The organism is Erwinia sp. Eh17-17 (assembly GCF_039675725.1).
GTDB lineage: Bacteria > Pseudomonadota > Gammaproteobacteria > Enterobacterales > Enterobacteriaceae > Erwinia.
In genome coordinates this window covers 376,209-401,046 of sequence record NZ_JBDFQT010000002.1, presented here as the reverse complement: position 1 = coordinate 401,046, position 24,838 = coordinate 376,209, and the positions used below count along the sequence as shown (strand labels likewise).

Sequence of the window (24,838 nt, the reverse complement as noted above, 5' to 3'; positions counted from 1 at the left end):
GACCTTCTTTTTCTTTTGTAGGGGCTGACCTTCTTTTTTTGTAGGGGCTGACCTTCTTTTTCGGTCAGCCCTGGTCCTGATGTCGCAATGAATACGGGACGACCGGAAAAGAAGGTCGTCCCCTACGTGATTTCCGGGGACAAATCACCCAGGCAGGGGCTGACCTTCTTTTTCTTTTGTAGGGGCTGACCTTCTTTTTTTGTAGGGGCTGACCTTCTTTTTCGGTCAGCCCTGGTCCTGATGTCGCAATGAATACGGGACGACCGGAAAAGAAGGTCGTCCCCTACGAGGTTCCTGGGTGACCTGTCACCCAAGAACCTTCTTCACGCAGGCTTTGAAGATGTTGATCCCCACCGGCAGTGAATTGAGGTCAAAGCGCATATCCGGGTGATGCAACCCCGGCACCAGCCCGGTCCCTAATCCCCAGAACCCCGCCTTGACTGACGGACGCTGCACCGGATAGTGGAAGAAATCCTCACTGCCCGGCGTTGAACGAGGTGCCATAAGAGCGTCTTCCCCCAGCACGTCGACAATCGCATCCGAGATCAGCGCACTCATCTCATCGTCAATTTCCGCAGCCGGCATTGCCTTCAGCACCCGCACCTCAGCCTGTGCGCCGTAAGCGGCCACACTGTGCTCTATTGCACGCTGAACGCGGCCTTGCAGTTCTGTCATCTCATCGTTTTTCGCGGCACGAAGATCGAACACCACGCGGGCTTCGTCCGGAATCGAGTTGGTGACGCCTGCATCACAGAGGAAGCGCGTAGCTTTTACACTCCACATGCTGTTGGGCGCCATATGAACGGCATTGACCGCCTGGACCGCGCTGACGGCGGCATCCAGCGCGTTAACGCCAAGATGCGGACGCGCGCCGTGCGCCGTCTGACCGCGAATAATCGCTTCAACCGTCACGCAGGCTGAATAGTAAACGGCCGGGATGGCTGTACCGACTGCACACTCTTCCGCGGGACGCACGTGGAAACCGAGGATCATATCCACATCATCAATCGCACCTCCGGCAATCATCGCCAGCGCGCCGCTGCCCAGCTCTTCCGCCGGCTGGAAAATCAGCTTCAGACGGCCTTTCCTGACCGCCTGTTCAGCGATCAGCTCCTGTGCGGCAGTGAGTACCACGGAGGAGTGTCCGTCGTGGCCGCAGGTATGACGGGCGCAGGGGATACCGTCAATGATATGTCCCAGCGCATCCATATCGGCGCGCAGCGCCAGCGTCGGCCCTGGGACACCGCTGTCAAGCAGCGCGACGATGCCGGTGGTGCCATTGAAATTATCCTGCACGGCATAACCCGCGGCTTTAAGCTGCTGGCTGATATACGCCGAGGTCTTAAACTCCTGGAATCCCAGCTCCGGGATCTCATGAAGGTAGTGGTAATGTTCTAAGACTTTTGACACGTTTTTCACTCCATAGTCACGCCGGGAGGGTGGCTTCTGTACTGTAACTGAGAATCTGTTTTAAATGTCAGGATAAAACCTGGCAGAGCGGAATAATCTGACTATAAGATAAAGGTGAAAAAAAGATTATTTATTTGTCGTGATGAAATGAAAGACTCTTTTTTTCTCTTCTCAGTGAGAATATTCTGTTGAGCGCAGGGGATAACACCATAATGGGTGAGTTGTGCTTTAACAGGGCATAACTGTGGCATGGCTGGAGGGAGAGATGTCAGAGGTGTTAAGAGAGGACAAAACCCTGTTCAGCGGCGCTGGGAGTATTCCGGTGCCAGTGTGGATTGCGGGCACTGCTATTATGGCTACCCGCTGCCTGGGCGTTATGCTGCTGGTTAACGAACTGGGATGGATGGAGCTGATGAATTTTATTCATCGCAGCGCCCAGGCCTGGGATTCCACGCTGATCTTTATTGCCAGTCAGCTAATCTTCTTTATTGAACTGCGCTGCGCCATCGCGCTGATGCGCGGCCATAACTGGGGGCGCTGGGGCTATCTTGTCAGCCAGGTAGTGGTGCTGGTCTACATGTTTGTCGCCTCAATGGGCTGGGTGTATCCGGAGTTATTCAGCATTGTCAGGGATAACGGCAGCCAGGTCGTGCAGTCCCTGCTGGCGCAAAAACTGCCTGATATACTGGTGCTGATGCTGCTGTTTGTTCCGCAAAGCAGCCGACGGTTTTATCGTTAATCCTCCACTGCTATACTGAGCCACTGCTTTTCGCTTCCCTTATCAGGCTTTCATCATGTATTGCGCGCTATACGACGCCAGCCGTTGCCGTTCCTGCCAGTGGCTGGAGACGCCGTACCCCCTTCAGCTGTCACAAAAACAGTCTCATTTGCAGCAGCTGCTGGACGCGTATCCGGTAGGGCAGTGGCTGCCTCCGGTGCTGTCGGCGGAGCAAAAGTTTCGCAATAAAGCCAAAATGGTCGTCAGCGGCAGCGTGGAGCGTCCGCTGCTTGGTATGCTGCATCGCGACGGCACGCCGGTCGATCTGAGCGACTGTCCGCTGTATCCGGACAGTTTTGCCGACGTCTTCGCACAGCTGCGACCGTTTATTGCCCGTGCCGGATTAACGCCCTATAACGTGGCGCGCCGGCGCGGCGAGCTGAAATATATCCTGCTCACTGAAAGCCAGCACACCGGGCAGCTCATGCTGCGCTTTGTTCTGCGTTCAACCATCAAGCTGGCACAGCTGCGTGCGGCACTGCCTGAGTTGCAGCGCGCACTGCCGCAGCTGGCGGTGATTTCTGCCAATATTCAGCCGGTGGCGATGGCGATTCTTGAGGGAGACGAAGAGATCCCGTTGACCGATAATCAGGTGCTGGCGGAACAGCTTAATGATGTTCCACTTTCTATCCTGCCGAAAAGCTTCTTTCAGACCAACCCACAGGTGGCTGCCGCGCTGTATGCTACCGCCCGCGTCTGGGTGAGAGAGCTTCAGGTGGGGGCCATGTGGGATCTGTTTTGCGGTGTCGGGGGATTTGGCCTGCACTGCGCCACGCCGGAGATGGCACTGACCGGTATTGAGATCAGTCAGGAAGCGATTGCCTGCGCTGAGCGTTCTGCCGCGCAGATGGGATTAAAGAATGTCAGCTTTGCTGCGCTGGATTCAACGGCCTTTGCCACCGGAGAGGGCAGCGTACCGGAGCTGGTGCTGGTGAACCCGCCGCGTCGTGGCATTGGTGCACAGCTGTGTGACTATCTGACAAAAATGGCCCCGCCCTGGATACTTTATTCCAGCTGTAATGCAGAAACGATGGCCAGCGATATCGGGCGACTGAGCGATTACCGCATCGTCAGAGTCCAGCTGTTTGATATGTTCCCGCATACCGCGCATTACGAAGTGCTGACGCTGTTGCAGCGGGTTTAAGGTGGGGGGCATTGCAGGGGCGCGGCATGCCACGCCCCTGTGGAGAGAATTACTCCGGGAACCACTGCTTATTGAGTTTCTCAATCGTGCCGTCAGCTTTCAGCGCGTCCAGCGCGCTATTCAGCTTCTGCAGTAGCGCTTCGTTATCTTTACGCACCGCGATGCCCAGCCCGGTACCAAAATAGCGGCTGTCAGTGATATGTTCACCCACGGAGCTGAGGTTAGGGTTGGTCTTCAGCCAGGCACCGACCACCGCCGTATCGCCCAGAATGCCATCCAGACGATTATTCTTCAGATCCAGGATGGCATTCTGATAACTGTCATAGGCCACCGCCGTAATTTCAGGGTGCTTATCCTGCAGATATTTCTGGTGCGTGGTGCCGTTTTCCATCCCGACACGCTTACCTTTCAGCTGTTCAATGCTGGTGAACTTGCCTTTTTGCGCAATGATAATTGCCGAGTTGGCGTAGTAGGGCTGGGTGAAACTGACCTGCTTACTGCGCTCTTCGGTAATGTCCATCCCGGAGATCACGGCATCGTAGCGGCGGAACTTGAGCGCCGGAACCAGGCTGTCGAACGGGTTATTGGTAAAGCTGCACTCCGCCTGCATCTGTTTGCACAGCGCGTGGGCCAGATCGATATCAAATCCTACAATCTGATTGTCACTGTTCAGCGACTCAAAAGGGGGATAGGTCGCGGAGGAGGCAAAACGAATCTTGTCTGCGGCCTGGGTTCCAAAGGCAACGCTGGCGAGCAGAGCGGCCAGAACGAGTTTTTTCATCGGTAAATTCCTTGCGATCTCATTATCCGGACCAGTATCAACGACAAACGGTTCGGGCTATCCGCGGATTAAAGGGGGGTGATGGTTTTTTTTCGACGATCCGGGCAGGAGTGAACCTTACCCGGATTCGTCCGTACTAGTTACGCCGTTCAAACGCCAGCGCATGGCGTTCAATCATGCGCATCATCAGGGTCAGCAAACCGTTAACACACAGGTAAATCACACCGGCGGCAGCAAACACTCCGATATCATAGGTGCGGCCATACAGCAGTTGCCCGTGACCCATCACTTCCATCAGCGTAATGGTGTAGGCCAGTGAGGTACTTTTAAATACCAGCACGACTTCATTGGAATATGAAGAGAGGGCGCGTTTAAAGGCGTAAGGCAGCAAAATACGCAGCTGGTCACCACGGCTCATGCCCAGCGCCGCGCAGGACTGCCACTGCCCGGCAGGAATGGCACGTACCGCACCGTGAAACAGCAGCGTGGTATAGGCGGCGCTGTTCAGCGACAGGGCGAGCAGCGCGCACAGCCACGGCTGAGAGAGCAACTCCCACAGCCAGTGAATATTCTTTATAGCCTGAAACTGCCCCGGACCGTAGTAGATCAGGAAGATCTGCACCAGCAGCGGGGTGCCGGTAAACAGGGTGATATAGGCCCGCGTCACGATACTGAGCACCGGAACTTTCAGCGCCAGAATGACGGTGAACACCAGGGCCAGAACCAGCGCCAGCAGCAGTGATGAGACGGTGAGTATCAGGCTGGTATTCAGTCCCTTCAGCAACTCAGGAAAATAGCTCAGCATCAGCAGTCCCCCCGTTCAAAGCGCGTGGTGCGCAGCTCGATGCGTTTCAGAATGGCCTGACTGATAAGCGTAATCACCAGATAAATCGCTGCCGCGATCATGAACCAGGTAAACGGCTCCTGAGTGCGGGTGGCGATGCTTTTGGTCTGTAACATAATATCGTTGACGCTGATCAGTGACACCAGGGCGGTATCTTTCAGCAGCACCAGCCACTGATTACCCAGCCCCGGCAGGGCGTGACGCCACATCTGCGGCATAATCAGGCGGAAGAAGATGGCGGTTTTTTTCATCCCCAGCGCCTGCCCGGATTCCCACTGGCCAGACGGCACTGCTTTCAGTGCGCCGCGCAGCGTTTGTGATGCATAGGACGAGTAGAGTACGGCCAGGGCGATCACCCCACACAGGAACGGACTGACGTCGAAGTTCTCGATGGTCACCTGCACCGGGATCTGCACGATACCCAGATTGATGACAAAGCCGTCCGAGAGGGTTAGCAGCAGCTGTGAGGCACCGAAATAGACGAACAGGACCACAAGGATTTCCGGCAGGCCGCGAAACAGCATGACCAGGCCAGTGCCGAGCCAGGCAAGCGGACGCCAGCGTGCGGACTCCCAGACGGCGAATACCATCGCCAGGATTAAACCCGCGACCAGTGCGCAAACGGCCAGCCCGACGGTCATCCCGGCGGCGCTGGCAAGAGTGTAAAATTCGTTCATTAATTACTGCTGAAACCACTTGCTGTAGATAGTTTTATAGGTGCCGTTGGCTTTCACCTTATCCAGCGCCGCGTTGAACTTGCCCTGTAGCTCGGTGTTCCCCTGGCGAACGGCGATGCCGAGGCCAGTACCGAAGTAGGCTTTATCCGTGACTTTCTCACCCACCGGGGCGAGGTTCGGATTCTGCTTCAGCCACTCATTCACCACGGCGGTATCACCGAAGACGGCATCAATGCGGCCATTTTTCAGGTCGAGGATGGCATTCTGGTAGCTGTCGTAAGGCACGACATTGATGCCCGCCAGCTTCTCACCGAGATATTTCTGGTGCGTGGTGCCGTTCTGTACGCCGACGCGTTTGCCTTTCAGCGCGTCAACGCTGGCCACTTTGCCTTTCTGCGTGATAAACAGCGCAGAGTTGTCGTAATAGGCTTTAGTGAACAGAACCTGTTTTTCACGCTCTGGCGTGATGTCCATACCGGCCATTACCGCATCGAAACGGCGGAATTTCAGGCTGGGGATCAGGCTGTCAAACGCCTGATTGGTAAAGGTACACTCCGCACCGATTTCGCGGCACAGGGCATTCGCCAGGTCAACGTCAAATCCCTGGATCTTGTTATCAGAATCCATGAATTCGAAAGGAGGATAAGAGGCCTCGGTGGCAAAACGAATGGTCTGGGCAGCGCTGGCACTCAGGCTGAAACCGGCTAACAGTGCGGCAATGACAATTTTTTTCATCGTTATGTCCTGCAATTAATGCGAAAGATAGTGGGCAAACGCCTCGGTTTGCGGCTGGGTAAAGTGGCTGGCATCACCCTGTTCAACAATGTAACCATTTTCCATATACACCACGCGGCTGGCGGTTTTGCGCGCCACTTCCACTTCATGAGTGACGATCACCTGGGTAATGTTGGTTTGCGCCAGCTCGCGAATAATGCTGACAATCTGGGCGGTAATTTCCGGGTCCAGCGCGGCGGTAGGTTCGTCAAACAGCAGAACGGCGGGTTCCATCATCAGCGCACGGGCAATTGCCACGCGCTGCTGCTGACCGCCGGAGAGGTGCAGCGGGTAACGGTCGGCAAAGGTTGTCAGGCGCAGACGATCGAGGAGCTTTGCCGCACGTTCGTGGGCCTGTGCTTTGCTCAGACCCAGTACGCGGCAGGGCGCTTCGATCAGGTTTTGCACCACAGTCAGATGTGGCCAGAGATTATATTGTTGAAACACCATACCCACATTCTGGCGCAGTTCGCGTATTGCGCTGTCCGTCGGCGGTCTGGTGAAGTCAAAGCGATTGCCGGCGATCTCCAGCGTACCGGAACGCGGCATCTCCAGCAGGTTTAACACGCGCAGGAGTGAGCTTTTACCGGCACCGCTTGGCCCAAGCAAAACCAGCGTCTCGCCCTGAGGGCAAGAAAGCTGAATGTCGAACAGTGCCTGATGAGCACCGTAATAGCAGTTAATAGCGTTTAGTTGAATACTCATGCGCAAAAAGTGAATAGCAATTGATGCCGCGGATCTTAACGTTGACAGCATAGTTATGCAATCATTGTGCGTTAAAATTTATTTATGCGGGCAAGGTGATTAAATAGTAGCACAACATAGCGTGATGTAACGGTTTTAGCACTAATGCGTCGGAACTGTTATGCAAATGTGTGCGCAAGATCGTGCCGTCAGCCGACGGCACGCATGAATCGTTTATTTTTGCAGCAGCTGACCGAGTGAACCCCCGGGCAGATGAGGATTGTGGCCCAGATAGCGCACGTCATTGACGGTCCAGCAGGTGCCTTCGCGTACCATATGGACTTCATCCTGCCAGCGGGTGTCACCGCGTTCCAGCGTCACGCGTAGCGGGATATTGCGCGCATCGGTGTTAGGGATGCTGGAGGCATCAGCCACGCTGGCGTCCGTCGGGCCCTGGCTCTGGCTGGAGAAAATGTCACCGCTCAGCAGTGCGGTTTTATTCGGTTCGCTTTGCGCTTTAATCAACGACTGATAGAGCTTGTTGCTCAGCAGCGGGCGATATTTTGCCAGCAGCTGCGCATCAGGGATCCCCTGGGAGGGCTGCTGTACGCGCAAGTCATAGAACTGCTGCGCTACGCTGTCCGGCCCGCCGTCAACGCAGGCTCCCACCCTGGTGCCAATATCTTTATAGGCGGGTTCTACGGTAGTACAGGCACTGAGTAACAGCGCCAGAGGCACTACAGCAGCAAAGGACTGGTATTTCATTTTGATTTCCTTATTGTTATCAGCGGGTGTGCTTTATCATTGAGTATAGCCGTTTACTTTCGACGTAAGCGACGCACGAACTGAACATGGAGAGCTGTATGAAATTTTCTACCACACCAACGCTGGAAGGTCAGCCAATTACTGAATATTGCGGCGTAGTGACCGGCGAAGCCATTCTGGGGGCGAACATCTTCCGCGACTTTTTTGCCGGTATCCGCGATATCGTCGGGGGGCGTTCCGGAGCGTACGAAAAAGAGCTGCGCAAAGCGCGTGAGATTGCCTTTTCTGAACTGGAATCTCAGGCGAAAGCCTTAGGCGCAGACGCGGTTGTCGGCATTGATATCGATTATGAAACTGTGGGTAAAGACAGCAGTATGCTGATGGTCAGCGTGAGCGGTACCGCAGTCAAACTGCGCCACTGATGCGTCCTGTTTCGCTGATCCGGCCGCTGCTGGTGCTGCTGGCGATCTTTATTTATACCTCGATTATCCCAAAGGGACTGCTGCCACAGCAGGGGTATATAGTTGATACCCGGCAGGAAGCTTTCGGCGCGCGACCGCGCGTCAAGGTACTGGTTATCCATTATACCGCAGGGGATTTTCCACGATCGCTTAATACGCTGACCGATCGCAGCGTCAGTGCCCACTATCTGCTGCCCGCCACGCCGCCAAAGTACGACGGTCAGCCTCTGGTGTGGCGTCTGGTGCCTGAGTCCATGCTGGCCTGGCACGCGGGTGAGAGTTTCTGGCGCGGAGCCACCCGGCTGAATGACACCTCGATCGGTATTGAACTGGAGAATCAGGGCTGGCACCGCAACGGGAATGTTGTGACCTGGCAGCCTTTCCCGCAGACGCAGATGACGGCGCTGCTGCCGCTGATGCGCGATATTGTGCAGCGTTATGGCATCCGGCCACAGGATGTGGTGGCGCACAGTGATATTGCCCCGATGCGTAAGCAGGACCCCGGTCCGCTGTTTCCGTGGGAATGGTTTGCCCGTCAGGGGATAGGCGCGTGGCCTGATGCTGAGCGGGTCACCTTCTGGCTGGCAGGGCGCTCACCGACTGAGCGGGTGGAGAAAACCAGACTGTTAAGCCTGCTCGCCAGCTATGGCTATGAGGTGACGCCGCAGATGAAGCCCTATCAGCAGCAGGCGCTGATTGCGGCGTTTCAGATGCATTTCCGCCCGGCCAGCTACAGCGGCGTGGCGGATGCCGAAACGGAAGCCATCGCCGCTGCGCTGGTGGAAAAGTACGGCAGTGAGTAGTTTACTGCGCAGCTAAAAAGGCGCGCCACTGGCTGACGAGCTGTTCCAGCGCGTGACGATCGGTGTCCAGATGGGTCACCAGGCGTGTTACCGGTCCCGCGCTGATGAGGATACCGCGTTCCCGCATCCACGGTCCCAGTGTGGCCACCTGTGCTTCCGGCAGGCGCAGGAACACCATATTGGTGTCCTGGCGGGTCACGTCAACGCCGATATCACGCAGCGCCGCGGCCAGCCAGGCCGCATTATCGTGATCATCTTTTAAACGTGCGACATGATGTTCCAGGGCATACAGTCCGGCAGCGGCCAGGATACCGGCCTGGCGCATTCCGCCCCCGGTCATTTTGCGCCAGCGGCGCGCGCGCAAAATAAATTCCTCGCTGCCGCACAGCATGGCTCCTACCGGTGCCCCCAGCCCTTTAGACAGGCAGATAGTCAGCGTGTCACAGTAGCGGGTCAGCGCCTCCAGCGGCACGTCCAGCGCCACTGCGGCATTAAAGATTCTGGCACCGTCAACATGCAGCGCCAGTTTACGCTCGCGGGTGAAATCCCATGCCTGTTGTAAATACGCCAGCGGCAGTACCTTACCGTTATGCGTATTCTCCAGGCTTAACAGGCGGGTGATAGCGAAATGCACATCATCGGGTTTGATAAACTGCGCCACGACATCCAGCGGCAGCGTACCGTCAGCGGCTGCGGGAACCGGCTGAGGCTGAATGCTGCCCAGCACCGCCGCACCGCCTGCTTCATATTTGTAGTTATGCGCCAGCTGGCCAACAATATATTCTTCGCCGCGCTGACAGTGGCAGAGCAGAGCAACCAGGTTGGCCTGAGTGGCGCTGGGAAGAAACAGCGCGGCAGGTTTACCGCTCAGACGTGCGACTTCGGCTTCGAGTTTATTGACGGTGGGATCGTCGCCGTAAACATCATCGCCGGTTTCAGCCACCATCATTACCTGCAGCATCGCCTGGGTGGGGCGGGTAACGGTATCACTACGCAGATCAATCACGCGAACTCTCCTGTCAACGGTAAAACGGACGCCGCAGCGTCCGTGAGAAGGTGTTTAACACTTTTACCGCAGCCAGTTTGTTTTTGCCAGATCAACCAGTTCGTCACCGCGACCGTTGATAATGGCGCGCAGCATATACAGGCTAAACCCTTTAGCCTGTTCCAGTTTAATCTGCGGCGGCATCGCCAGTTCCTCTTTGGCGGTGACCACATCTACCAGCACCGGCCCGTCGTGAGCCAGCGCCTCCTGCAGCGCTTCGTCGAGTTTTGAGGCCTGCTCAACGCGGATGCCTTTCACCCCGCAGGCATTGGCAATGGCGGCGAAGTTGGGATTTTCCAGGTCGGTCCCATCGGTCAGATACCCGCCGGATTTCATTTCCATCGCCACAAATCCCAGCACGCTGTTGTTAAATACCACGATTTTAACCGGCAGTTTTAGCTGCGCCAGCGACAGGAAATCACCCATCAGCATGCTGAAGCCGCCATCACCGCACATGGCGATCACCTGGCGCTGCGGGTCAATCGCCTGGGCGCCAATCGCCTGCGGCATGGCATTCGCCATTGAGCCGTGGCTGAAGGAACCGAGCAGGCGACGTTTGCCGTTCATTTTCAGATAGCGTGCTGCCCACACCGTCGGGGTGCCGACATCACAGGTGAAGATGGCATCCTCGCTGGCGTGGTGGCTGATCTGCTGCGCAAGATACTGCGGGTGGATCGGCTGACTGTCGTTGGCGGTGGCCAGCTCATCAAGCTCCCGGCGCGATTTAGCATAGTGCTCCAGCGCCTTATCGAGGAAACTCCGCTCCGTCTTCACCGTTAGCTGGGGCAGCAGGGCAGTGAGGGTCGTTTTGATATCACCCACCAGCGCCATATCAAGATGGCAGTGGCTGCCGAGGCTGCCGGGATTGATATCAATCTGAATAATCTTTGCATCGGCCGGGTAGAAGGCGCGATAGGGGAACTGGCTGCCGAGCACCAGCAGAGTGTCCGCATTCATCATGGCGTGGAAGCCAGAAGAGAAGCCGATCAGGCCCGTCATCCCGACATCATAGGGGTTATCGTACTCGATATGTTCTTTACCGCGCAGCGCGTGAACGATCGGCGCTTTCAGCGTTTCGGCCAGCGCCACGACTTCACGGTGCGCACCGCCACAGCCGCTGCCGCACAGCAGGGTGATATTCCCGGATTCATTCAGCAAGGACGCCAGCTTTGCCAGCTCGTCGCTTACGGGCTGAACCTGCGGCAACTGCGGGGGATACCAGTCGGCGCTGGCCGTCTCCGGGGCCGGCTGTAGCGCTATATCCCCTGGCAGAACTACGACGGAAACGCCTTTATCCAGGATGGCTTTACGCATCGCAATGGCCAGCACCTGCGGCAGTTGCTCAGGGTTAGATACCAGCTCGCAGTAGTGGCTGCATTCACGGAACAGCTCCTGCGGATGGGTTTCCTGGAAGTAGTTGCTGCCAATTTCTGCCGACGGAATATGGGCGGCAATCGCCAGCACCGGCACATGGTTGCGGTGGCAGTCAAACAGGCCGTTAATCAGGTGCAGGTTACCGGGGCCACAGGATCCCGCGCACACCGCCAGTTCGCCGGTCAGGTGCGCCTCTGCACCTGCGGCAAATGCCGCAACCTCTTCATGACGGGTGGGCATCCAGCGGATGGTATCCATGCGGTTAAGGCTGTCGCTCAGACCGTTCAGTGAGTCGCCGGTAACGCCCCAGATGCGTTTTACACCTGCACTTTCCAGTGTTTTTGCTACCAGGGCTGCAACAGTTTGCTTCATGCTTTTCTCCTTAGTGGTGGGCATGCCCTTCAAAGGAAGGGTAAATTTGCTGCCACAAGCTTAGTTTATCGGGCACGAAACGGTGAAACCGTGTGAAACAAACGGTTTCACACGGCGGGGTGGGGTGGGGATCAGGCCAGGACGATATCGCCTTGTGGGTAACAGCTACAGGCCAGTACGTAACCGTCATTTACCTCGCTATCGCTGAGGGTCTGCTGGCTGGTGGTGCGGTAACGGCCTTCAGCCACGCGGGTTTTACAGCAGCCACACACCCCTGAGCGACAGGCCGCTGCCACCGGCAGCCGGTGGCGCTCCATCGCGGTCAGCAACGACCAGCCTGACGGGAACGCGCCTCCCTGTAACAGAGCCGGGCTGCGCAGAGTAAACTGCGTTTCTCCGTCTGTCGTTTCGGCAGGCGGGGTGAATTGTTCGGTGAATATTTTCTCTGCTCCCAGCGCTTGCGCGGCCTGTTGCAGCTCGTTCATATAGGGCTGAGGCCCGCAAATCATCACCGTGCGCCGGGCAATATCAGGCACCAGCTGCGCCAGCCGCACAGCGTCAAGACGGCCGGGCAGCATCCCGTCGGCAGCGTGGTGTTCCGCCAGAATAGTCAGCGGTAACCACGGCTGCATGGCGTTAAGCTCACGCGCGAAAATGACATCCTGCGGCGAGCGCACGCTGTAAAGCAGCTGCACGTTGCATCCGGGTCTTTGCACCTGCAGCCAGCGACACATCGACATCACCGGCGTGATGCCGCAGCCTGCAGCAAGGAGCAGATAGTGGCTGGCAGGATGGCGCTGGCAGCTGAAATCACCCTGTGGATCGGACAGCCAGATATCGTTGCCGGGGCGAACGTGCTGCGTCAGCCAGCCTGAGCCCTTACCCTGTTCGATATGACGAATCGTCAGCGTCAGAAACTGACTCTGCCCTGGCGTGGATGACAGAGTGTAAGCGCGCACCTCATCGCTGTTGCCGATTTTCACCAGCGCAAACTGACCGGCCTGCCAGCGATAGAAATCGTGGTTAATCAGCGCCAGCGTCCAGACATCGGGCGTTTCCTGCTGTACGTGATGGACCTGCATGCGCCACGGGCACAGTATTGATGTATTCATCGCTTACTTCCCGTTGCCAAGGATGGTGGCCAGGTCGTTCTCAACGCTGCTGACCGGGATCATACCGAACTCTTTCTGCAGCAGTGCCAGCAGGTTGTCGGTGAGGAAGGCCGGAGCCGTCGGTCCGGTGCGGATATTTTTTACCCCCAGGGCAAGCAGCGTCAGCAGAACGACAATCGCTTTCTGTTCAAACCAGGAGAGCAGCAGCGATAGCGGCAGGTCGTTGACCCCGCAGTTCAGTTTTTCCGCCAGTTTGACCGCCAGCATAATGGCGGCATAGCTGTCGTTACACTGACCCACGTCCAGCAGACGCGGCAGTCCTTCAATATGACCAAAGTCGAGTTTGTTGAATCGGTATTTACCGCAGGCGAGCGTCAGCACCAGACAGTCATCGGGGATCGCCAGCGCCATATCGGTGTAGTAGCTGCGCTGCTCGCGACTGCCGTCACAGCCGCCGACCAGAAAGACATGGCGCAGTTTTTGTCGTGTGACCAGGTCAATGACGCTGTCGCAGGCTTCCAGCAGTACCTTGCGCCCAAAACCGACGGTGATTTCATGGGGGATTTCGCTCCAGGGGAAGCCCGGCATGCTGTCGGCCTGGTCAATCACCGCCGAGAAGTCGTCTTCCTCCAGATGATTGACACCTGGCCAGCCGACGATGCTGCGTGTCCAGATGCGGTGCTGATAATCACCTGCCAGTGGATCGATGATGCAGTTGGACGTCATCACGATCGGGCCGGGAAAACGGGCAAATTCGCTCTGCTGGTTCTGCCAGCCGCTGCCGTAATTGCCCACCAGATGAGGATATTTTTTTAATTCAGGATAGCCATGTGCCGGCAGCATTTCTCCGTGGGTAAAGACGTTGATACCCGTGCCCACCGTCTGCTCCAGCAGTAGCTGAAGATCTTTCAGGTCGTGGCCTGAAATCAGAATCGCCTTGCCTGCCACCGGGCGCACGTTGACGGTAACGGGCTGCGGATCGCCATAAACCGTCGTTTGCGCTTCATCCAGCATGCCCATGATGGTGAAGTTCATTTTGCCGATCTGCATGGCACAGGCCACCAGGTCTGCCATGACGGACGGCTGCGTTCCCAGCCAGGCCATGATCTGGTGATATTCAGCATAAATGGCGTTATCGAAGCGGCCATGAACATGGGCATGTTCCATATACGCGGCCGCACCTTTCAGCCCGTACAGGCAGAGCAGACGCAGACCGAGAATATCGGCATCCACACCGCTGTCGTTCAGGGCGAACTGCGCGGCCTGCTGCTGTAATCCGGCCATCTCATGGCTGGTCAGGGTCAGCGCGGCCAGCGGATGGTCAAGGTCCTGACTCCCACCCGCAGCAATACAGCGCTGTTGCAGGCTGTCGCGCAGGGCGATGGATTCAAAGGCGAAATCCACGATGCGCGCTGAATCAAAATTGACGTTAGTCAGCGTTGAGAAGAAGGCGCGCGGGGCGAAGCTGTCTACCTCATGATCGATGATCCCCAGGCTACGCGCCTGTAAAGCCCAGGCCGAAAGCCCCTGAAGGAGAGCCACCAGCAGATCCTGCAGATCGGAGGTTTCCGCCGTTTTACCGCACATCCCCTGCGCGTAGGCACAGCCGTCACCGGCCGGAGTCCGCATTGTTTGCTCACATTGAATACAGAACATGGTCTCACCTTTATAAGATGTATTTAATATACATCTTATGTATGAGATCCCGGCGGCGGTGACAAGGGGTTAAACCGATTAATCCGCTCTGGATTGATCTGGCGCAATTCTGTCAGCCGGTAAAACGATTTTTCCCTGTTCCTTGACCCGCAGACGTGGGCCGACCATCCTGAAGAAAAGCGGGATAACAGAGGCAAAAATGATTCTGGAAAAAATGGCCGTCACCGGCTTTCGCGGCATCAACCAGCTGTCGCTGCCGCTGGAGGGGAATAATATCCTGATTGGCGAAAACGCCTGGGGTAAATCCAGCCTGCTCGATGCGCTGACGCTGTTACTCTCCCCGCAGCAGGAGTTGTATCAGTTTACACCGCATGATTTTCATTACCCGCCGGGTGAAAAACAGCACCGCGAACGGTATTTGCAGGTGGTTTTCACTTTCTGCGAGGATGAAGCGGGCGAGGCGGCAGCCCCTCATTATCAGGCGCTCTCTGCGCTGTGGTGGCCTGGCGAAGGGGGCTTAAAGCGTCTTCAGCTGAGTATTGAGGGACGTCTGCCGGACGCAGAGCAGGCGGTGACCCGGCGACAGTTTCTGGATGCCAGCGGGCAGACAGTTTTCTGCGACGACGCGGCCATTCCGGCGATTAGAGCGCTGATCCGCCTGCATCCGGTGCTGCGCCTGCGCGATGCGCGTTTCAGCCGCCGCCAGCCTCATTCGTCCGGGGAAACGATGCCCGCCGCTCCCTTTGCTGAGCTGACCAGCATGATGGAAGATCTGATGCGTGAGGGGGGCAACTGCCCTCAGGACCTTACCGATGGCGCACTGCGCGAGGGGCTGAATACCCTCCAGCAGCTGGTGGAGCACTATTTTACTTTTCAGTCACCGCAGGCGTCACTGCCCGGCCATCGTGTCCCGCACCCACAGCGTGAATCTGGCAGCGGCTGGCGCCACCTGGGCGAGCTGAATCATCTTATTGCCGGAGGCGATCGCAGCCGACGGCTGATTTTGCTGCGGATGTTTGCCCTGCTGGTGCAGGCGCGGGGTGCCCGCGAGCTGGATGCGCAGTCCCGCCCCCTGCTGCTGCTGGAGGACCCGGAAACCCGCCTTCACCCCATCATGCTGGCGGTGGCCTGGGAGCTGCTGGCCCTGCTACCGCTGCAAAAGATCGTCACCACCAATTCCGGTGAGCTGCTGTCACAGGTGCCGGTGGAGCAGGTGTGCAGGCTGGTACGCGAGCCGCAGCGCGTGGCGGCCTGGCGCATTGGCCCGGCCGGTATGAGTGCCGAAGACAGTCGGCGTATCGCCTTCCATATCCGCTTTAATCGTCCCTCTTCGCTGTTTGCCCGCTGCTGGCTGCTGGTGGAAGGGGAGACAGAGGTATGGGTGATGAACGAACTGGCAAGACAGTGCGGTTATCACTTTGCCGCTGAAGGTATAAAGGTGATTGAGTTTGCCCAGTCCGGGCTGCGTCCGTTATTGAAATTTGCCCGGCGGATGGGCATTGAGTGGCACGTACTGACCGACGGCGACGAGGCGGGAAAGAAGTATGCTGCCACCGCCCGCAGCATGCTGGAGCCGGGTTACGACAGTGAGCATGACCATCTGACACAATTACCCGCACTGGATATGGAGCATTTCCTGTACAAGCAGGGATTCGCAGCAGTTTATCATCGTATGGCCCGGCTACCTGACGGGGTTCCGATGAACCTGCGCCGGATTATCGCCAAAGCGATTCAGCACTCCTCAAAGCCGGAACTGGCCATTTCGGTGGCGACGGAAGCCGCCGTACGCGGAACCGCATCGGTGCCAGAGCTGTTGCGCAGTATGTTCTCGCGGGTACAGTGGCTGGCGCGCGGTAAAGCGGATTAACCGTGTGACGGGGTTTTACCGGCGGCTTCAGGAGGGTGACTTGAAAAATTATTATGACAACCCATATCAGTAAGCAGAAAGATTTGTTGCATAAAAATGCCAGCATCGCTGGCTGGCATTTTACGCTGGGGTTGTACAGAATGAAGGAAGGGTCATGCGCCGACGGCGATGGCCTCTTCCACAGGGACGATGAGGCTGGCATGATTGCCTTTTGGCCCCTGATGCAAATCAAACTGGACTTGCTGCCCAGCTTTTAGCGTTCTGTAACCGTCCATCTTGATGGTTGAGTAGTGAGCGAAAATATCTTCGCCGCCGCCCACCGGACAGATGAAACCGAAGCCTTTGGCGTTATTAAACCACTTAACAGTACCCGTCTCCATGCTTCTACATCCCTCGCAAGACATTCAAAATTGAGTGAGGTGTTCAGGCTTTTTAGCCTGAGGGCTGGTTAAAATGCATTCAGCCTGTTTCTGTACTGTAGAGAATTAGCTTCAAGGGTCAAGCAAACGCGGGGTTAAGATAGGGACGAAATCATCAAAATTTGAAGCAGTTAACGCTATTGCAAATTTTGTGATGAAGGTCGCGATTGATGATTTCTGTATACAATTTCAACCGCGCTGTACAACATTTTGTTCATGTTATTTCTAACCTGAATGATGTTAGTGTGGCGTAAGTAAGTAATGTTGATCACACTGGATAGGTATGGGAAAGACTAACGACTGGCTGAATTTCGAAAAACTGGCGGATGACAAAGTCCGCGAGGAGCTCAAGCCACCATCGATGTATAAAGTTATTCTGAATAATGACGATTATACGCCTATGGAATTTGTTATTGACGTTCTGCAAAAGTTCTTTTCTTATGATGTTGAACGTGCAACGCAACTGATGCTCGCGGTTCACTACCAGGGAAAGGCGATTTGTGGTGTATTTACTGCAGAAGTTGCAGAGACCAAAGTCGCTCATGTGAACAAGTATGCCAGGGAAAATGAGCATCCGTTGCTTTGTACGCTGGAAAAAGCCTGAATAAGGCGATCTATTGGGGGAGGTGCCTATGCTCAATCAAGAACTGGAACTCAGTTTAAATATGGCTTTCGCCAGAGCGCGTGAGCACCGACATGAGTTTATGACCGTCGAGCATCTGTTACTGGCATTGCTCAGTAACCCGTCGGCCAGAGAGGCACTGGAAGCCTGCACGGTGGATATCGTGGCATTACGCCAGGAACTCGAAGCCTTCATCGAACAAACCACCCCGGTCTTGCCGGTTAGCGAAGAAGAGCGCGACACACAGCCGACGCTCAGTTTCCAGCGCGTCCTGCAACGTGCAGTCTTTCACGTCCAATCCTCCGGCCGCAGCGAAGTCGCTGGAGCGAATGTTCTGGTCGCGATCTTCAGCGAGCAGGAGTCGCAGGCAGCCTATCTGCTGCGCAAACATGAAGTCAGCCGCCTTGATGTGGTGAACTATATCTCTCACGGCACGCGTAAAGATGAACCAGGTCCGGCAGCATCGGGCGCTGAGAATCCGGTTAATGAAGAGCAAGCAGGCGGGGAGGAACGTATGGAAAACTTCACCACCAACCTTAACCAGCTTGCCCGCGTTGGCGGTATCGATCCGCTCATCGGCCGCGATAAAGAGCTGGAGCGCGCTGTCCAGGTATTGTGCCGTCGCCGTAAAAATAACCCGCTGCTGGTGGGGGAGTCTGGCGTCGGTAAAACGGCTATCGCTGAAGGTCTTGCCTGGCGTATCGTGCAGGGCGACGTTCCGGAAGTGATGAAAGATTGCACCATCTATTCTCTCGATATTGGTTCGCTGCTGGCAGGCACTAAATATCGCGGTGACTTTGAGAAGCGCTTTAAGGCGTTGCTGAAGCAGCTGGAGCAGGACACCAGTAGCATCCTGTTTATCGATGAGATCCATACCATCATCGGTGCGGGTGCGGCCTCTGGCGGCCAGGTGGACGCTGCTAACCTGATCAAACCGCTGCTGTCGGGGGGCAAGATCCGGGTGATGGGGTCTACCACCTACCAGGAATTCAGCAATATTTTCGAGAAAGATCGCGCACTGGCGCGTCGCTTCCAGAAAATTGATATTACCGAGCCAACGGTTGAGGAAACGGTGCAGATCATCAATGGTCTGAAACCGAAGTACGAAGCACACCACGATGTGCGCTACACCGCGAAAGCGGTGCGTGCAGCGGTTGAGCTGGCAGTGAAATACATCAACGACCGTCATCTGCCCGATAAGGCAATTGACGTGATTGATGAAGCGGGCGCGCGCGCCCGTCTGATGCCGGTGAGTAAGCGTAAGAAAACCGTTAACGTGTCGGACATCGAAACCGTGGTGGCGCGCATTGCGCGTATTCCAGAGAAGAGTGTGTCGGCTTCCGATCGCGACTCGCTGAAAACGCTCGGCGATCGCCTGAAGATGCTGGTATTTGGTCAGGACAATGCCATTGAAGTGTTGACCGAAGCGATCAAAATGAGCCGCGCCGGACTGGGCCAGGATCGTAAACCGGTTGGTTCCTTCCTGTTTGCCGGCCCGACAGGCGTCGGTAAAACCGAAGTCACCGTTCAGCTGGCTAAGGCGCTGGGAATTGAGCTGCTGCGCTTTGATATGTCCGAGTATATGGAGCGTCACACCGTCAGTCGCCTGATTGGTGCGCCTCCTGGCTATGTCGGCTTCGACCAGGGCGGCCTGTTAACCGATGCGGTTATTAAACATCCGCATGCGGTGGTGCTGCTGGATGAAATCGAGAAAGCGCACCCGGATGTCTTCAACCTGCTGTTGCAGGTGATGGATAACGGCATGCTGACTGATAATAACGGCCGTAAGGCGGACTTCCGTAACGTAGTGGTGGTGATGACCACCAATGCCGGGGTACGCGAAACGGAACGTAAATCTATCGGCCTGATCCATCAGGACAACAGTACGGATGCGATGGAAGAGATCAAAAAGATCTTTACGCCAGAGTTCCGTAACCGTCTGGATAACATTATCTGGTTCAAACATCTTGACCAGGTGGTTATCCACCAGGTGGTCGACAAGTTTATTGTCGAACTCCAGGCACAGCTGGATGCAAAAGGCGTGTCGCTGGAAGTCAGTGACGAAGCGCGTGACTGGCTGGCAGAGAAAGGCTATGACAAGGCTATGGGTGCCCGTCCTATGGCCCGTACCGTTCAGGACAGCCTGAAGAAACCGCTGGCTAATGAACTGCTGTTTGGTTCACTGGTTGACGGAGGCTCGGTGTCAGTGGCGCTGGATAAAGATAAAAACCAGCTCACTTATCACTTCCTGAGCGCTCAGAAGCGTAAAGCCGAAGGCACGGTGCATTAATCTGCCTGCGGTGTGCGCATAAAAAAGCCTGACGATTGCTCGTCAGGCTTTTTTTTATCTATTCGCAGCCGGGTGGCTGCCTTAACAACGCGGGCCAGAGTGTCTCCCAGCGGCCCCCGTGCGTCAGTCCCGCGACGCTGACCATTTTTACACAGCCAGAGTGGCTGGCATCGACGTAACCCTGAGTCACGCTTTGCGGGATAACCCGATCGTCGCTGCCGGAGTAATGGATCTGCGGCAGGGCGGCCAGCCGGGTGGCAACCGCTCTGGCATTCAGTGATAGCGGCATCGGGCTGGCGTGATGCAGGCGGTTCACTTCGTCCATATCAAGGTTGCCCGCCACGGTGCGCAGCGACTGCACATCACTGCGCTGCGCCGCTATCAGGGCAGCAATGGCCCCCCCGCCGGAGTAACCCACCAGCACCAGCGGCTGGCCGGGCGCCTGGCGCATAATCTGACTGACGGCACTATTCATTGCCTCTATGACTGCCGGAGCGAAGCGGCGATCCGTCCACCAGCTCAGGTTGCAGGCCGGGTTACGGACCATTGGCGTGTACTGACAGGGGCGCGCCAGATAAGCGACGTTTACAGCGCTATCGGCAGCAGCGAGTCTGAGTGCAAGGGGATTATACGGGGTAGGGTCGCGCGAGGGCTGGCTGGGGGTGACCCAGGCAAAACCATCGCCTTCAATATACAGATGAACCGGCTGATGAGGGGCATTAATTCGCCCCCACCAGCGCAGTACAAAAGGGCTGGCACTGATTTCACCCGGCTGCAGTCCCGCCTGACGCGCAATGGCGTCGGCGGTTGCAACCCGGTTCTCTGTGGCACAGCCTGCCAGTAACAGGCTGCAACACAGCGACGCCAGACTCCGCGTGAATCTCATCGGCTAATCAGAACAGCTTACGGACTTGCAGGCTGATGGTTTGCCCCTCGAAATGAGGTGCCGTCTGGAGGTCATAGCGCGCCTCCAGGGTCAGATCGTCAGCATGTGACAGTGAAACACCCACGCTGGTTTCTGCACTGTCTGCTGCCGGGCTGGCCCCCTGAGAGGTAAAGCGCGTTTCGCCCAGGCTGTCTGCGCTGAACCCGGAGGTGGTGGTCATGCGGCTGCGATCGTACTGATGTGTCCACATCGCCTGCACAAACGGCGTCAGGTCCCCGGCTGAGGTTGACCAGCTGTGGGCCAGTTTTGCCCCCAGGCTACTTTCTACTGACTGACTGTGTGCGCTGTCTACCGTCAGGGCGCTGCCGCTGTCGCTATTTTCCTGATAGCTTTCCTGATGCAGATAGCTGTAACTCAGGCTGGCCAGTGGCGTCAGGGTGGTGTTCTCACCCAGCATGAACGGATAGCCCGCTTCACCCTTCACCGCAGCCTGCTGGCCGTGGAAGTGGCCGCTGGCATTATCGCTGAAGCCGCTGAAGTCAACGACGCGCTGACTGTCATAGGTCTGACGGGTCAGGCTGGTACTGAGGTTAACAAACCATGGATTACCGCTGTAGGTGGCATAAAGGATCCCGCCCCAGGCGTCAACATCACTGTTGCTGCCTTTCAGGTTATCTGCGCCTTTTACCGAGGTACGGCTGTAGCTCAGCGCCGCACCGGCACGCCAGTTATCCAGCAGCTGTCGATCGGCGCCCAGCACCAGACCCGCATAGTGAGCACGATAACCGCTGACTTCATCCACCATGCCCTGACGTGCGCTGCCGTAGAACGGTTTGCCCCACGCAGCCCAGTCCAGGCTGTCGTCACCGGTGGCTATGCCACGCGCGCTGGCACCCGGCGTAACGCGCAGGCCATCCAGATGCCCACCGATCACACCCAGCGCATCCATTGATGCGGCTGAGGTGGCCGCTGACGCCATACTGTTTTGTGCCGGAGCCAGCTGCTCACCGACGCGATTGGCCTCAGCCTGAGTACCGATGGTTTTTGAGGCGTTAAACAGGTCAAGTAACCCGGCAGAAAACCCGCTGTAGCCAGAAAGACCGTTGATTGAGGCAATCGCGTTGCCAGTGGTCGGCAAGGGTTTGGCCGCAACAGGGTTTGCTGGCGTCACCGGATTAACGGGAACAGATGGTAAGGTTGGCGTAACAGGCGATGTGACGGGCTCCGAAGGTGTAACTGGTTCCGACGGTGTGACGGGCTCCGACGGTGTGGCTGGTGTCGTCGGTTCCGCTGGCGTAACGGGATCCGGCGTAACCGGCGCTGTCGGTGTCGGTGAATCAAGATAGAGTGCAAGATCGCGGGTGTTGCCGCTGTCAATTACCTTAGCAGTCACAGTGCCGTTGTAATTCTCCGCCACGTAATGCAGCGTGCTGGCGTTATAGTCTGCGCTGCCTGCACTGATCGCCAGATAGCGTTGACCACTGGCGAAACTGTAATTGCTGCCGGTGCTGCTCAGACGGATAGTTGACCCGGAGTCGATCTGCGCATTGCCGCTGACGGTCAGGCGGCCGTAGCCGACGTCGAGTGCGGTTCCCTGAGCAAAGGGGGTATCAGTAACGCCAAGAGTCAGGATAGCATCGCTGGTCTGATGGTAGTTACCGGTGACCGTTAGCGGCTGGGTCACCAGCACATCGGCATTGTTGGTCAACGTAAAGTTACCGCCGAGGTCGACGTTGTCATTCAGTAACAGTTTGCCCTGCTGAAAGCGTATATCGGCCTGGGTGCTGCTGAGGATGCCTGTGGCACTGCCAGAAGATGTCAGAGCAAGGATGTTAGCGGCTCCCGTCAGTTCACCACGGCTGTGGTTGCCGCCATTAATGACCAGCTCGTTAGTCGAGTAGTTGTAGATATTTCCGGTGATCGACCCGCCGTTATTGATGGTGCCAATCGTTCCCCAGTTTTCGATAGCATTATTGTTCCAAAAATTTTGGGTACTCAGATTACCTATCAGACCGTCATTGTTCAGCGTTACGATCGTGCCAGCGTTATAGATAGCGTCACGATCGCCCGAGATAAGACCCGTTTCGCTGTTGGTTAACGTTGTGATAGTGCCGTAGTTTCTGATGCCAACGCTATCGAAGAGCATGCCATTGCCGCCACCGTTAATCGTGCCGCTGTTGAACAGCGTATCAATGATACTGGCGTTGCTGTTTTCAATACCGCTGGTCGGCATGGGGAAGAAAAACGTGTTGCCTGTGCCGATCGTACCGGAGTTAGACAGCGTTGCAATATAGCCTGAGTTCCTAATCGCCGCCTGCATGGAGGCAATAATCTGGCCCTGGTTATCCAGCAGCTGGGTACTCTGATTGTTGATGACGGTATTGCTGTAAAAACTATTGCTGTTGCCAACCACACCGGTTGGTGTGACTGTCAAAATATCAGTGCTAATGTTCAGCGGGAGGGACGTGGAAGAGTCAGAGACAATCTGCTCAGTGACCAGCGGTGTCGCATGTGCCAGAGAGATAAAACTTTGAGCTGCAGCGAGTGCGATCGCCAGCGGCTTGAGCGGGAAAGTGCGAAGTGTTGTTTTCATTATTTTGCCACCACCAGAGTTATCCGGACTGATTCATTCAGTTACTTTAGGAATATTCTGATTTATCGGCAGGGGGGGGAAGGCACTTTAGGGGGAAGATAATATTTTTCGCATAAAAAAACCGGACTGATAACAGTCCGGTTTGGATTATGGGTGCTGCGGGCGATAAACGCGGCAGCACGACAGAATGGGTAACTTAGCGACTACGGAAGACAATGCGGCCTTTGCTCAGGTCGTACGGGGTCAGCTCTACAGTGACTTTGTCGCCCGTCAGGATGCGGATGTAGTTTTTGCGCATTTTACCGGAGATATGAGCGGTAACCACGTGACCGTTTTCCAATTCAACGCGGAACATGGTGTTAGGTAACGTATCGAGTACGGTACCCTGCATTTCAATATTGTCTTCTTTGGCCATCGAATCCTCTAGGTGGACTACCTTAGTTTTGAACCGGCAAGATAATGCCGAATTTCACGTATTAAGTAAAGAATTGCGGATGAAATCATCCACATCAACCCCTCTGATACGCACCTGGCGCAGACGGGTTACGAATAAATCTGGAGTCAATGACGTCAGCGTGGGGGAACAGCGGGCTAAGAATCTGTTTAAAATATATGCTTTGGTCGCACGTTTAAAACAGTTCTGAAAAGGTGCGTTGAGATTCCCAGCCTGGTATTCCGCATCACCATCTTGTACCGGTGAAAGGCGGACGACATACCAAACGCGCATATTATATCACTTTTCTCACGGTGTGGTGTGCAAAACATCGAAAGATCGCATTAAAAAAGCCTGCGTGGCTGCCAGCAGTCAGCCGAAAGGGGCAGATGGGCAAGGGAATTGACATAATGAAGATAAGTGACGCGAGGGATCTCCTGCGCGCCAAGTGACTGGGTGTGAGGATTAAGGACCTGACAGTCGATCAGCCTGCCGCCGCGCTGTTGAAAGTAGTTGCTGAATACCAGCAGCGCCGTTTTTGATGCATTTTCACTCCGGCTGAACATCGATTCACCACAAAAAATTTGCCCCAGCGCCAGACCGTACATGCCACCGACCAGCTCATCACCGCGCCAGACTTCAATTGACTGTGCATGGCCCAGGTCATGTAATTTCTGCCAGGCGCGTTTAACCTCGTGGGTGATCCAGGTGCCTTCGTCACGGTCGCTGGCGCAGCCTTCAATCACCTGATGAAACTGCTTATTCATGGTCACCTGGTACGGTGACTTCTGATGAAAACGTTTCATGCTGCGGCTCAGATGAAAATTCTCTGGCAACAGAACGGCACGCGGATCGGGTGCCCACCACAGAATTGGGTCGCCCGGCGAAAACCACGGAAAGATGCCACGGTGATAGGCGTTCAGCAGACGCTGTGGGCTGAGGTCGCCCCCCATCGCCAGCAGGCCATTGGGTTCCCGCAGCGCCATTTCAGGCGGCGGGAAGTTGAGTGATTCGCGTGACAGTTGGATCAGTCGCATGGAGGCATTCT

Annotated in this window: 23 protein-coding genes; 7 read left to right on the top strand and 16 right to left on the bottom strand. The window is 56.2% G+C overall.

The annotated features are described in order from the left end of the window. Window positions 1-306 precede the first annotated feature (306 nt). Window positions 307-1,410 carry an amidohydrolase gene (locus tag ABEH87_RS07220; protein ID WP_346575249.1) on the bottom strand — a complete coding sequence of 368 codons (1,104 nt, stop codon included), beginning with the start codon at window positions 1,408-1,410 and terminating at the stop codon, window positions 307-309. A 265-nt stretch (window positions 1,411-1,675) separates the two neighbouring features. On the opposite strand from ABEH87_RS07220, the gene ABEH87_RS07215 reads away from it, so the two are divergent. Continuing rightward, complete coding sequence (locus ABEH87_RS07215; protein WP_346575247.1) at window positions 1,676-2,149, top strand: YbjO family protein; 474 nt, start codon at window positions 1,676-1,678, stop codon at window positions 2,147-2,149. Between the two features lie 55 nt (window positions 2,150-2,204). Next, entirely contained in the window at window positions 2,205-3,332 is a 1,128-nt protein-coding gene (rlmC, locus tag ABEH87_RS07210) for a 23S rRNA (uracil(747)-C(5))-methyltransferase RlmC (RefSeq protein WP_346575245.1), read from the top strand. A gap of 49 nt (window positions 3,333-3,381) precedes the next feature. On the opposite strand, the gene artJ (ABEH87_RS07205) is transcribed toward rlmC, so the two are convergent. The 6 genes from artJ (ABEH87_RS07205) to ABEH87_RS07180 form a co-directional block, all read right to left on the bottom strand. Further along, a complete protein-coding gene (artJ, locus tag ABEH87_RS07205; RefSeq protein WP_346575243.1) occupies window positions 3,382-4,113 on the bottom strand; it encodes an arginine ABC transporter substrate-binding protein in 732 nt (243 codons plus the stop codon). A gap of 136 nt (window positions 4,114-4,249) precedes the next feature. Continuing rightward, complete coding sequence (gene artM, locus ABEH87_RS07200; RefSeq protein WP_346575241.1) at window positions 4,250-4,918, bottom strand: arginine ABC transporter permease ArtM; 669 nt, start codon at window positions 4,916-4,918, stop codon at window positions 4,250-4,252. Continuing rightward, on the bottom strand, window positions 4,918-5,634 hold the full coding sequence (gene artQ / locus ABEH87_RS07195) for an arginine ABC transporter permease ArtQ (protein WP_346575239.1): 717 nt from the start codon (window positions 5,632-5,634) through the stop codon (window positions 4,918-4,920). Before artQ ends, artM begins: the two co-directional genes overlap by 1 nt. Before the next feature lie 3 nt (window positions 5,635-5,637). After that, entirely contained in the window at window positions 5,638-6,369 is a 732-nt protein-coding gene (artJ, locus tag ABEH87_RS07190; RefSeq protein WP_346575237.1) for an arginine ABC transporter substrate-binding protein, read from the bottom strand. Between the two features lie 15 nt (window positions 6,370-6,384). Beyond that, window positions 6,385-7,113: an arginine ABC transporter ATP-binding protein ArtP gene (artP, locus tag ABEH87_RS07185; protein ID WP_346575235.1), complete on the bottom strand. Its 729-nt coding sequence runs from the start codon at window positions 7,111-7,113 to the stop codon at window positions 6,385-6,387. A 213-nt stretch (window positions 7,114-7,326) separates the two neighbouring features. Then, the gene (locus tag ABEH87_RS07180; protein WP_346575233.1) at window positions 7,327-7,857 is read right to left on the bottom strand and encodes a lipoprotein; all 531 of its coding nucleotides are present in this window, start codon (window positions 7,855-7,857) and stop codon (window positions 7,327-7,329) included. Between the two features lie 98 nt (window positions 7,858-7,955). Here ABEH87_RS07180 and ABEH87_RS07175 point away from each other — a divergent pair, with 98 nt between their 5' ends. Further along, window positions 7,956-8,279 carry a heavy metal-binding domain-containing protein gene (locus ABEH87_RS07175; protein WP_346575231.1) on the top strand — a complete coding sequence of 108 codons (324 nt, stop codon included), beginning with the start codon at window positions 7,956-7,958 and terminating at the stop codon, window positions 8,277-8,279. After that, entirely contained in the window at window positions 8,279-9,121 is an 843-nt protein-coding gene (locus tag ABEH87_RS07170; RefSeq protein WP_346575230.1) for an N-acetylmuramoyl-L-alanine amidase, read from the top strand. The genes ABEH87_RS07175 and ABEH87_RS07170 overlap by 1 nt, the downstream gene beginning before the upstream one ends. A gap of 1 nt (window position 9,122) precedes the next feature. Here the strand turns inward: ABEH87_RS07170 and ltaE are convergent, their stop codons facing one another. From ltaE to hcp, 4 genes are all read right to left on the bottom strand, one after another. Further along, the gene (gene ltaE / locus ABEH87_RS07165) at window positions 9,123-10,127 is read right to left on the bottom strand and encodes a low-specificity L-threonine aldolase (protein WP_346575229.1); all 1,005 of its coding nucleotides are present in this window, start codon (window positions 10,125-10,127) and stop codon (window positions 9,123-9,125) included. Window positions 10,128-10,190: 63 nt separating this feature from the next. After that, window positions 10,191-11,912, bottom strand: a complete 1,722-nt coding sequence (gene poxB, locus ABEH87_RS07160; protein ID WP_346575227.1) for a ubiquinone-dependent pyruvate dehydrogenase — start codon at window positions 11,910-11,912, stop codon at window positions 10,191-10,193. A 131-nt stretch (window positions 11,913-12,043) separates the two neighbouring features. Next, window positions 12,044-13,024 carry an NADH oxidoreductase gene (gene hcr / locus ABEH87_RS07155; protein ID WP_346575225.1) on the bottom strand — a complete coding sequence of 327 codons (981 nt, stop codon included), beginning with the start codon at window positions 13,022-13,024 and terminating at the stop codon, window positions 12,044-12,046. A 3-nt stretch (window positions 13,025-13,027) separates the two neighbouring features. Further along, the gene (gene hcp / locus ABEH87_RS07150) at window positions 13,028-14,680 is read right to left on the bottom strand and encodes a hydroxylamine reductase (protein WP_346575223.1); all 1,653 of its coding nucleotides are present in this window, start codon (window positions 14,678-14,680) and stop codon (window positions 13,028-13,030) included. Window positions 14,681-14,879: 199 nt separating this feature from the next. On the opposite strand from hcp, the gene ABEH87_RS07145 reads away from it, so the two are divergent. Continuing rightward, window positions 14,880-16,547: an ATP-dependent endonuclease gene (locus tag ABEH87_RS07145; RefSeq protein WP_346575221.1), complete on the top strand. Its 1,668-nt coding sequence runs from the start codon at window positions 14,880-14,882 to the stop codon at window positions 16,545-16,547. 152 nt (window positions 16,548-16,699) lie between these two features. Here ABEH87_RS07145 and cspD read toward each other — a convergent pair whose 3' ends face one another. Continuing rightward, window positions 16,700-16,927, bottom strand: coding sequence for a cold shock-like protein CspD (cspD, locus tag ABEH87_RS07140; protein WP_346575219.1), 228 nt, complete (start codon window positions 16,925-16,927; stop codon window positions 16,700-16,702). Window positions 16,928-17,249: 322 nt separating this feature from the next. Here cspD and clpS point away from each other — a divergent pair, with 322 nt between their 5' ends. Both clpS and clpA read left to right on the top strand, forming a co-directional pair. Next, window positions 17,250-17,570, top strand: coding sequence for an ATP-dependent Clp protease adapter ClpS (clpS, locus tag ABEH87_RS07135; RefSeq protein WP_062746725.1), 321 nt, complete (start codon window positions 17,250-17,252; stop codon window positions 17,568-17,570). Between the two features lie 28 nt (window positions 17,571-17,598). Then, window positions 17,599-19,878 (top strand): ATP-dependent Clp protease ATP-binding subunit ClpA, encoded by a 2,280-nt coding sequence (gene clpA / locus ABEH87_RS07130; RefSeq protein ID WP_346575217.1) that lies wholly within the window; start codon window positions 17,599-17,601, stop codon window positions 19,876-19,878. A gap of 58 nt (window positions 19,879-19,936) precedes the next feature. Here clpA and ABEH87_RS07125 read toward each other — a convergent pair whose 3' ends face one another. From ABEH87_RS07125 to aat, 4 genes are all read right to left on the bottom strand, one after another. Further along, complete coding sequence (locus tag ABEH87_RS07125) at window positions 19,937-20,764, bottom strand: alpha/beta hydrolase (protein WP_346575215.1); 828 nt, start codon at window positions 20,762-20,764, stop codon at window positions 19,937-19,939. Between the two features lie 7 nt (window positions 20,765-20,771). Then, window positions 20,772-23,357 carry an autotransporter domain-containing protein gene (locus ABEH87_RS07120; RefSeq protein ID WP_346575214.1) on the bottom strand — a complete coding sequence of 862 codons (2,586 nt, stop codon included), beginning with the start codon at window positions 23,355-23,357 and terminating at the stop codon, window positions 20,772-20,774. 196 nt (window positions 23,358-23,553) lie between these two features. After that, window positions 23,554-23,772, bottom strand: a complete 219-nt coding sequence (infA, locus tag ABEH87_RS07115; protein WP_002211347.1) for a translation initiation factor IF-1 — start codon at window positions 23,770-23,772, stop codon at window positions 23,554-23,556. Window positions 23,773-24,134: 362 nt separating this feature from the next. Beyond that, window positions 24,135-24,827 (bottom strand): leucyl/phenylalanyl-tRNA--protein transferase, encoded by a 693-nt coding sequence (aat, locus tag ABEH87_RS07110; RefSeq protein WP_346575212.1) that lies wholly within the window; start codon window positions 24,825-24,827, stop codon window positions 24,135-24,137. Window positions 24,828-24,838 lie beyond the last annotated feature (11 nt).

Excerpts from the sequence above, each read along its gene's own strand:
- ABEH87_RS07175 (WP_346575231.1), top strand. The coding sequence starts at position 7,956 with ATGAAATTTTCTACCACACCAACGCTGGAAGGTCAGCCAATTACTGAA.
- aat (WP_346575212.1), bottom strand. The coding sequence starts at position 24,827 with ATGCGACTGATCCAACTGTCACGCGAATCACTCAACTTCCCGCCGCCT.
- artM (WP_346575241.1), bottom strand. The coding sequence starts at position 4,918 with ATGCTGAGCTATTTTCCTGAGTTGCTGAAGGGACTGAATACCAGCCTG.
- rlmC (WP_346575245.1), top strand. The coding sequence starts at position 2,205 with ATGTATTGCGCGCTATACGACGCCAGCCGTTGCCGTTCCTGCCAGTGG.
- clpA (WP_346575217.1), top strand. The coding sequence starts at position 17,599 with ATGCTCAATCAAGAACTGGAACTCAGTTTAAATATGGCTTTCGCCAGA.
- artQ (WP_346575239.1), bottom strand. The coding sequence starts at position 5,634 with ATGAACGAATTTTACACTCTTGCCAGCGCCGCCGGGATGACCGTCGGG.
- clpS (WP_062746725.1), top strand. The coding sequence starts at position 17,250 with ATGGGAAAGACTAACGACTGGCTGAATTTCGAAAAACTGGCGGATGAC.
- hcp (WP_346575223.1), bottom strand. The coding sequence starts at position 14,680 with ATGTTCTGTATTCAATGTGAGCAAACAATGCGGACTCCGGCCGGTGAC.
- ABEH87_RS07125 (WP_346575215.1), bottom strand. The coding sequence starts at position 20,764 with ATGAGATTCACGCGGAGTCTGGCGTCGCTGTGTTGCAGCCTGTTACTG.
- ABEH87_RS07170 (WP_346575230.1), top strand. The coding sequence starts at position 8,279 with ATGCGTCCTGTTTCGCTGATCCGGCCGCTGCTGGTGCTGCTGGCGATC.
- hcr (WP_346575225.1), bottom strand. The coding sequence starts at position 13,024 with ATGAATACATCAATACTGTGCCCGTGGCGCATGCAGGTCCATCACGTA.
- poxB (WP_346575227.1), bottom strand. The coding sequence starts at position 11,912 with ATGAAGCAAACTGTTGCAGCCCTGGTAGCAAAAACACTGGAAAGTGCA.
- artJ (WP_346575243.1), bottom strand. The coding sequence starts at position 4,113 with ATGAAAAAACTCGTTCTGGCCGCTCTGCTCGCCAGCGTTGCCTTTGGA.
- artP (WP_346575235.1), bottom strand. The coding sequence starts at position 7,113 with ATGAGTATTCAACTAAACGCTATTAACTGCTATTACGGTGCTCATCAG.
- artJ (WP_346575237.1), bottom strand. The coding sequence starts at position 6,369 with ATGAAAAAAATTGTCATTGCCGCACTGTTAGCCGGTTTCAGCCTGAGT.
- infA (WP_002211347.1), bottom strand. The coding sequence starts at position 23,772 with ATGGCCAAAGAAGACAATATTGAAATGCAGGGTACCGTACTCGATACG.
- ABEH87_RS07120 (WP_346575214.1), bottom strand. The coding sequence starts at position 23,357 with ATGAAAACAACACTTCGCACTTTCCCGCTCAAGCCGCTGGCGATCGCA.
- cspD (WP_346575219.1), bottom strand. The coding sequence starts at position 16,927 with ATGGAGACGGGTACTGTTAAGTGGTTTAATAACGCCAAAGGCTTCGGT.
- ABEH87_RS07215 (WP_346575247.1), top strand. The coding sequence starts at position 1,676 with ATGTCAGAGGTGTTAAGAGAGGACAAAACCCTGTTCAGCGGCGCTGGG.
- ABEH87_RS07145 (WP_346575221.1), top strand. The coding sequence starts at position 14,880 with ATGATTCTGGAAAAAATGGCCGTCACCGGCTTTCGCGGCATCAACCAG.
- ABEH87_RS07180 (WP_346575233.1), bottom strand. The coding sequence starts at position 7,857 with ATGAAATACCAGTCCTTTGCTGCTGTAGTGCCTCTGGCGCTGTTACTC.